Raw genomic sequence first — 316 nt, forward strand, 5'->3', positions numbered from 1 at the left:
GTTGATTACTTCACGTGTGGGTACTGTGGCGCTCAGTGTACGGCACGCCACACCTGTGGACACATCACGAGCCCGAAGCAGGTTAACTGGAAAAAGTATCGAGATTTCGATGGTTCCACGCATTTGGCATTCCTAAATGCACACGGAATTCAGCCGATCGAGTGTTCTATCGTGAAAGACCCAGCTTGGGCTCCGGCGCTTTCAGATAACGTGGTGGATTTTGCGAGCGCTTCTCAATTGCGCTCAGCGCCCGCATAATTCGCAGAACTCAATTTTAACATGGTAAAGCGATTAGGTGTTTTGGACTCCTAATCGC

The 316-nt window shown here is 50.0% G+C and carries 1 protein-coding gene; it reads left to right on the plus strand.

Translation table 11 applies throughout. From position 1 onward, the window contains the following. Window positions 1–258: hypothetical protein (locus AC1RPQ_RS08275; RefSeq protein WP_481762308.1), on the plus strand; the 258-nt coding region annotated here is incomplete at its 5' end. Window positions 259–316 lie beyond the last annotated feature (58 nt).

The sequence above is a fragment of the Dellaglioa sp. CoH-57-MRSF-21 genome (assembly GCF_056781915.1).